The sequence below is a fragment of the Streptomyces ipomoeae 91-03 genome (genome assembly GCF_000317595.1).
Taxonomy (GTDB): Bacteria; Actinomycetota; Actinomycetes; order Streptomycetales; family Streptomycetaceae; genus Streptomyces; species Streptomyces ipomoeae.
In genome coordinates this window covers 23,040-29,461 of the sequence record NZ_AEJC01000160.1, presented here as the reverse complement: position 1 = coordinate 29,461, position 6,422 = coordinate 23,040, and the positions used below count along the sequence as shown (strand labels likewise).

At 70.3% G+C, this 6,422-nt stretch carries 5 protein-coding genes; 3 read left to right on the top strand and 2 right to left on the bottom strand.

Annotation, left to right across the window (positions count from 1 at the left end):
• Positions 1-97 precede the first annotated feature (97 nt).
• Entirely contained in the window at positions 98-1,732 is a 1,635-nt protein-coding gene (locus STRIP9103_RS10550) for a penicillin-binding transpeptidase domain-containing protein (RefSeq protein WP_009307347.1), read from the bottom strand.
• A gap of 187 nt (positions 1,733-1,919) precedes the next feature.
• Positions 1,920-3,659 (bottom strand): dolichyl-phosphate-mannose--protein mannosyltransferase, encoded by a 1,740-nt coding sequence (locus STRIP9103_RS10545; protein ID WP_009307345.1) that lies wholly within the window; start codon positions 3,657-3,659, stop codon positions 1,920-1,922.
• 183 nt (positions 3,660-3,842) lie between these two features.
• Between STRIP9103_RS10545 and rsmI the strand changes: the two genes are divergently transcribed.
• From rsmI to STRIP9103_RS10530, 3 genes are all read left to right on the top strand, one after another.
• On the top strand, positions 3,843-4,691 hold the full coding sequence (rsmI, locus tag STRIP9103_RS10540; RefSeq protein ID WP_009307364.1) for a 16S rRNA (cytidine(1402)-2'-O)-methyltransferase: 849 nt from the start codon (positions 3,843-3,845) through the stop codon (positions 4,689-4,691).
• A 298-nt stretch (positions 4,692-4,989) separates the two neighbouring features.
• Positions 4,990-5,394, top strand: coding sequence for a hypothetical protein (locus STRIP9103_RS10535; RefSeq protein ID WP_009307348.1), 405 nt, complete (start codon positions 4,990-4,992; stop codon positions 5,392-5,394).
• A gap of 58 nt (positions 5,395-5,452) precedes the next feature.
• Entirely contained in the window at positions 5,453-6,367 is a 915-nt protein-coding gene (locus STRIP9103_RS10530) for a TatD family hydrolase (RefSeq protein ID WP_009307344.1), read from the top strand.
• Positions 6,368-6,422: the final 55 nt, after the last annotated feature.

Here is a 6,422-nt window from a genome sequence, read left to right as displayed (position 1 = left end):
GGGGCTGCGTCGATGTGCGGCTCCGCCGCGTGGGCGCGACCAGCCACATACAACCCGCACTCCGCAACGAACCCTCAACCTCCTACGGCGCTATCCGTCATCCACCCGCGCCGAGCACCGCCACCACGATCGGCCCGGCGGCCTCCCCGCCACGCCCCCCGGCCTCGGCCATCGCCGCCGCAGCCACATCCCCCCGAAACCCGGTGAACCAACTGTCGGCCACATCCTGCCCGTCGACCTCCGCGGAGCCGGTCTTCGCACCGATGTCCCCGTTCAACGGCGCCATGACATCCTTCGCGGTCCCCTGCGTCGCGGTCAGCCTCATCATCTGCTTCAGCTGGGAGACGGTGTTCGGCTCAAGCCCCTCCGCCGTGGCCAGTTCCCGCCCGTCCAGCTTCGGCGACACCAGGTACGGCTGCCGGAACGTCCCGGTGATCGCGGTCGCCGTCACGGACGCCATGTTCAGCGGGTTCATGGTGACCTGGCCCTGCCCGATGGCGTTGGCCGCCCGGTCGGGGCCGATGGAGGCCGGCACGTTGCCGTCGGTGGAGGTGATGCCCGTCTTCCAGTTGTCCCTGCCGAGCCCGAAGCGTTCCTGGGCCTCCTTCGTCAGGGAGGCGTCGTTCATCGGGTCCTCGTCGATCAGCTTGATGAAGGCCGTGTTGCAGGACCGCATGAAGGCCTTGGCGAGGGTGGCGCTCGACGACTCGTCGGCCTTCATACCCGGGAGGTTCCGGAAGGTCTGGCTCTGCCAGGTGGCGGTGTCGGGGCAGGGCGCGGGGCCGTTCATCGTGGTGACGCCGTTGTCGATGAGCGTGGCGGCGGTGATGATCTTCATGGTGGAGCCGGGCGGTACCTCCCCCTCGAAGGCCGCGTTGAAGGCGTCGGCGCGATGGTTGGCCACGGCCAGCACCTCACCGGTGCCGGTCTTGACGGCGACCACGGACGACTCGGCGTACTTCTCGACCGCCTTCTCGGCAGCCGCCTGCGCCTTCGCGCTGATCGTCGTCTCCAGCTTCCCGGCCTTGCCCTCGGCGAGCGTCAGCAGAGGAGTGTCGGCGGCGCCGGTGGCGGTGTGCCGGACGGCGAGCTCGATACCGGGCGTGCCGCCCGCCTTGTCGCCGTAGCGCTGGCGCAGGGTGTCGAGGATGGGGCCGAGGGAGGGGTACTTCTCCTTGGTCAGCACGGCGCCGTCCCGGTCCACGGCCTCGATGGGCGGCGCCTCCGCCTCCCCGGTGTACAGCTCGTCGCCGTCCCTCAGCTCCGGGTGCACGACGGACGGCTTCCAGTCGACCAGCGCCCGCCCGGTGGTCTCCCCGCGCACCACGGTCAGCCGGCTCTTGTACGCGAGCTTCTTGCTCTTCCCCTCGTACGACACCGTCGCCGAGACGGAGAACGGCACCGTCCGCCCACCGGCCCCGGTCGGCTTGCCCGGCTCGATCCTCACATCGCCGATCCGCGCGGTGTTGACGTACTCGCCGAACAGCTTCCCGGCGCCCTCCGCGTTGTTCGTGTATGACGACGCGGTGACCGAGTCACCCTTCTCCCAGGCCGCGAAGAACTTCTCGGTGGTCTCCGAGACCTCGTCCGCGCTCGGCGGCCCGGTCCGTTTCGCGGCCGTCGTACCGTCGTCGCTCAACGCGCTCACGAAGTTGTACGCCCCGTACCCCGCGCCCCCCACCAGCACGGCGAACACCCCGCCGACCATGGCGACCTTGGCCCCCTTGCGCATGATGTCTTTCCTCCCCGTTGACGCACTTCCGGTGCCTTCGCAACCGACTCCCGAGCGTGTTGAACGCGTTCAGAAACCGCTTGCAGGGGCTCACTGTAAGCACGACGGCGGAACGGGCGGGGAGGAATGCTCTCTGTGTGTTCCCTGATTGTTAGCCCGGAGGGGCGGGAGGATCGGGTTCAGGCCGTCAGACCCACGTATCAAGCCACATCCGTGCCCGCCAGCTGTCGATCGGGATGGGCTGGGCGGTGTAGATGGGCCAGAAGTAGATGAAGTTCCAGAGGATGAGGAGGACGAGGACTCCGGCGCCGGCGGCGCCCGCCACGCGGCGGCGTTCGGTGGCGTGGGACGGGCCGAGGATCGCGCCGATCAGCATGGCGACGGCGAGGCAGAGGAAGGGGAGGAAGACGACGGCGTAGAAGTAGAAGATCGTGCGCTCCTGGTACATGAACCAGGGCAGATAGCCGGCGCCGACGGCGCAGGCGATCGCGCCGGCGCGCCAGTCGCGGCGGAAGAACCAGCGCCACAGGACGTAGAGGACGGCGAAGGCCGCCGCCCACCACAGCAGGGGCGTACCGATGGCGAGGACCTCGCGGGCGCACTTGTCGACCGTGTCGGCCGGGCAGCCGCCCGTGCCGGGCGCCGGTGACTCGTAGAAGTACGAGACCGGGCGGCCGTCGACGATCCAGCTCCACGGGTTCGACTGGTACGTGTGCGGCGAGGACAGGCCGATGTGGAACTGGTAGACCGCGTACTCGTAGTGCCACAGGCTGCGCAGCCAGTCCGGCAGCCAGCTGAACCAGCCGCCCCGGCCGTCGGTCGCCGCCCAGTCGCGGTAGTAGCCGCCGCTGCCGTCGTCCGGCGAGAGGATCCAGCCGGTCCAGGAGACCAGGTAGGTGACGACGACCACCGGGACCGTCGACAGGAACGCCGGCCCCAGGTCGCGCTGGAGCATCGCGATCAGCGGCTGCCGGGCACCGGCGACCTTGCGGGCCGAGTAGTCCCAGAGCACCGTCATGATGCCGAAGAAGATCAGGAAGTACAGGGCGTTCCACTTGGTGCCGAGGGCCAGGCCCAGACAGAGCCCGGCCAGCCAGCGGTACGGGCGCCAGCCGAGGCGGGTGGTCTCGGCGACCAGGACATGGGGGCGTACGACCCCGTCGCCGTCCCTGGGCAGGGCCGCCGCGAGGCGTGCCCGTGCCCGGTCGCGGTCGACGACCAGACAGCCGAAGGCCGCCAGCACGAAGAACATCAGCGCCTGGTCCAGCAGCGCCGTACGGCTCATCACGAAGTGCAGGCCGTCCACCGCCATCAGCGTGCCCGCCAGACACCCCAGGAACGTCGAGCGGAAGATCCGGCGGCCGATCCTGCACAGCATCAGGACGGAGAGCGTGCCGAGCAGGGCCGTCATGAACCGCCAGCCGAACGGGTTGAACCCGAACATCAGCTCGCCCAGCCCGATGACGTACTTGCCGACCGGCGGATGCACCACGTACGCCGCGTCCGTCGGGATCGGTACGTTCCCGTTGTTCTGGAGGATCAGCTCATTGGCGTTCTTGGCCCAGTTGACCTCGTATCCGCGGTGGACGATCGCCCACGCGTCCTTGGCGTAGTACGTCTCGTCGAATATCACCGCCTTGGGGCTGCTCAGGTTCCAGAACCGCATCACTCCGGCGATCAGCGTCACCAGCAGCGGACCGCCCCATGCCGACCAGCGCGTGATCCGTACGGCCAGGCCCTCGCGCACTCCCAGCAGCGCCCAGACGCCCGGGCCGGGCCGGGTGTACGGGGGTACCAGCCGGTCGCGGACATCGCTTCTCGGCTGCGCCGTGTAGCCGAAACGGCGCAGCCGCTGCTGCCACGACGGCCGCTGCTCTTCGGTGGCCTGGCCCTGCCGGATGTCCGTGGAGGACGCGGTACTGGTCACCGCGCCATCGTAGGGAACGGGGCTGTGGGAGTCCCGTGCGTTGGGAATGTGGGTCGGACTGTGGGTCGGACTGTGGGTCGGGCGCCTGATGGCTCGGGGGCGCGTGCGGTACGGCGACCGCGGGTCGGTGGGGGCTGGTCAGGGGCTTCGCCCCCGCGAGGCGCCGGCTGGGAGGATGAGGGTGTGACTGGAACCCTTGTCTTGGCAGGTACCCCCATCGGCGACATCGCGGACGCCCCGCCCCGGTTGGCAGAGGAGCTGAGCGGCGCCGATGTGGTGGCCGCCGAGGACACGCGGCGGCTCCGGCGGCTCACCCAGGCGCTCGGTGTGCAGCCGGGCGGGCGGGTCGTGTCGTACTTCGAGGGCAACGAGACGGCGCGTACGCCGGAACTGGTCGAGGCGCTGGTGGGGGGCGCGCGAGTGCTGCTGGTCACGGACGCCGGGATGCCGTCGGTCTCCGACCCCGGGTACCGGTTGGTCGCGGCGGCCGTGGAACAGGGGGTACGGGTGACCGCCGTGCCGGGGCCTTCGGCGGTACTGACCGCGCTCGCGCTGTCCGGGTTGCCCGTCGACCGGTTCTGCTTCGAGGGGTTCCTGCCGCGCAAGGCCGGGGAGCGGCTGGGGCGGCTGCGGGAGGTCGCGGACGAGCGCCGGACGCTGGTGTATTTCGAGGCGCCGCATCGGCTGGAGGCGACGCTGGCGGCGATGGCCGAGGTGTTCGGGGGAGAGCGGAGGGCCGCCGTCTGTCGTGAGCTGACCAAGACGTACGAGGAGGTCAAGCGGGGGCCTCTCGGCGAGTTGGCCGAGTGGGCCGCCGGTGGGGTGCGGGGGGAGATCACCGTGGTGGTCGAGGGGGCGGGGGAGAAGCCTGCGGGGGAGTTGAGCGCCGAGGAGTTGGTGCGGCGGGTTCGGGTGCGGGAGGAGGCGGGGGAGTGGCGTAAGGAGGCCATTGCCGCGGTCGCGGTGGAGGCCGGGGTGCCGAAGAGGGAGGTCTTTGACGCGGTGGTGGCCGCGAAGAGGGTTGGGCCGTAGCGGGTTGCGCCGTGGGGGGCTTTGCGGGGTGCGGATGGTGTGTGGTTGCTCGCGCAGTTCCCAACTGCCCGCACCCCCAGCGAATTCGCATCCCTACGGCGAAACCCGGAACGACCCCACCCCATCCCCCGGTAAAGCCACGCAAAGCACAGCCCTCGTATCGGCGGCCTTCCCACAAGGAGAGGCCAAATCGGCTTCAACACTCGACAGGTCGGATGCGACGGGGGTCGGCTCGGGCATCCACTGGGTTGTGAGGGCGTACACGTCCTCACCGTCCAGCGGACAAGAGGAGCTGGCAATGACCGAGATCGCAGAGCGGGCCGTACTGCGGGACACCGCCACCGCCGTCGTTCACGAGTCGTATGCGTTCGCCTGCATGCGCTGCGGGCACGGCTGGGAGCAGTCGTACGAGATAGAGCACCACAACGACGCCGAGGGGCGCGACTTCGTGATGTACGTGGTCGACGGCCATGTCGTGCCGTCCCCGCTGTCGAGGCCCACCTGCCAGAACTGCGACGGTCATGTCGTGCGGATCATGCGCGCGGGCCAGGTGTCGTCGGTGCGCGACGCCGAGCGGCGCCACCACGTGTCGAAGCCCCGTCCCGTGGAGGCGGTGGCGCCGGACGCGGCCGAGCCCAAGGGGCACCACCACCACTGGCATCTGTCGGACCTCCTGCACCCGTTCCACCGCAAGGCGAGCTGACCTCCCCCCGGCCCGCCTGCAGGGCATGCCCCGATCGTGCGATTCGTAGGATCGGGGCATGCCTTCGAACGACTCCGGCAACGCATCCGGCAACGCATCCGCCAAGAACGACAAGAACGCGGCGCCGCCGCTCCCCGAACCCCTCCGGGTGCCGGTCGCGGACTCGCACACCCACCTGGACATGCAGTCCGGCACCGTCGAGGAGGCCCTCGCGAAGGCCGCCTCCGTGGGGGTGACGACGGTCGTGCAGGTCGGCTGTGACCTCAAGGGGTCGCGGTGGGCCGCCGACACGGCCGCCGCGTACGAGGCGGTGCACGCGGCCGTCGCGCTGCACCCGAACGAGGCCCCGCGCATCGTGCACGGCGACCCCGACGGCTGGTCCCGGCAGGGCGCGCGGGCGGCCGGTGGCGACGCCGCGCTGGACGAGGCGCTCGCCGAGATCGACCGGCTGGCCGCGTTGCCGCAGGTCAAGGGCGTCGGCGAGACGGGACTCGACTACTTCCGGACCGGGCCGGAGGGCAAGGCGGCGCAGGAGCGGTCGTTCCGCGCGCACATCGAGATCGCCAAGCGGCACGGCAAGGCGCTGGTCATCCACGACCGCGACGCCCACGACGACGTGCTGCGCGTCCTGAAGGAGGAGGGCGCGCCCGAGCGGACCGTCTTCCACTGCTACTCCGGCGACGCCGAGATGGCCGCCGTCTGCGCCGAGCACGGCTACTTCATGTCCTTCGCCGGGAACATGACCTTCAAGAACGCCCAGCCGCTGCGCGACGCCCTCGCCGTCGCCCCCCTCGACCTCGTCCTCGTCGAGACCGACGCGCCCTTCCTCACCCCCGCGCCGTACCGCGGACGGCCCAACGCGCCGTATCTCATTCCGGTCACGGTTCGCGCGATGGCCGCGGTGCGTGGCATCGACGAGGAAGCGCTGGCGACAGCGATCGCGGCGAACACGGCGAGGGCGTTCGATTACTGACCGATCACGTTTCGTCGGCCGTCCGGGGGACCCAAAAAGATGATCAGCGCTCCGT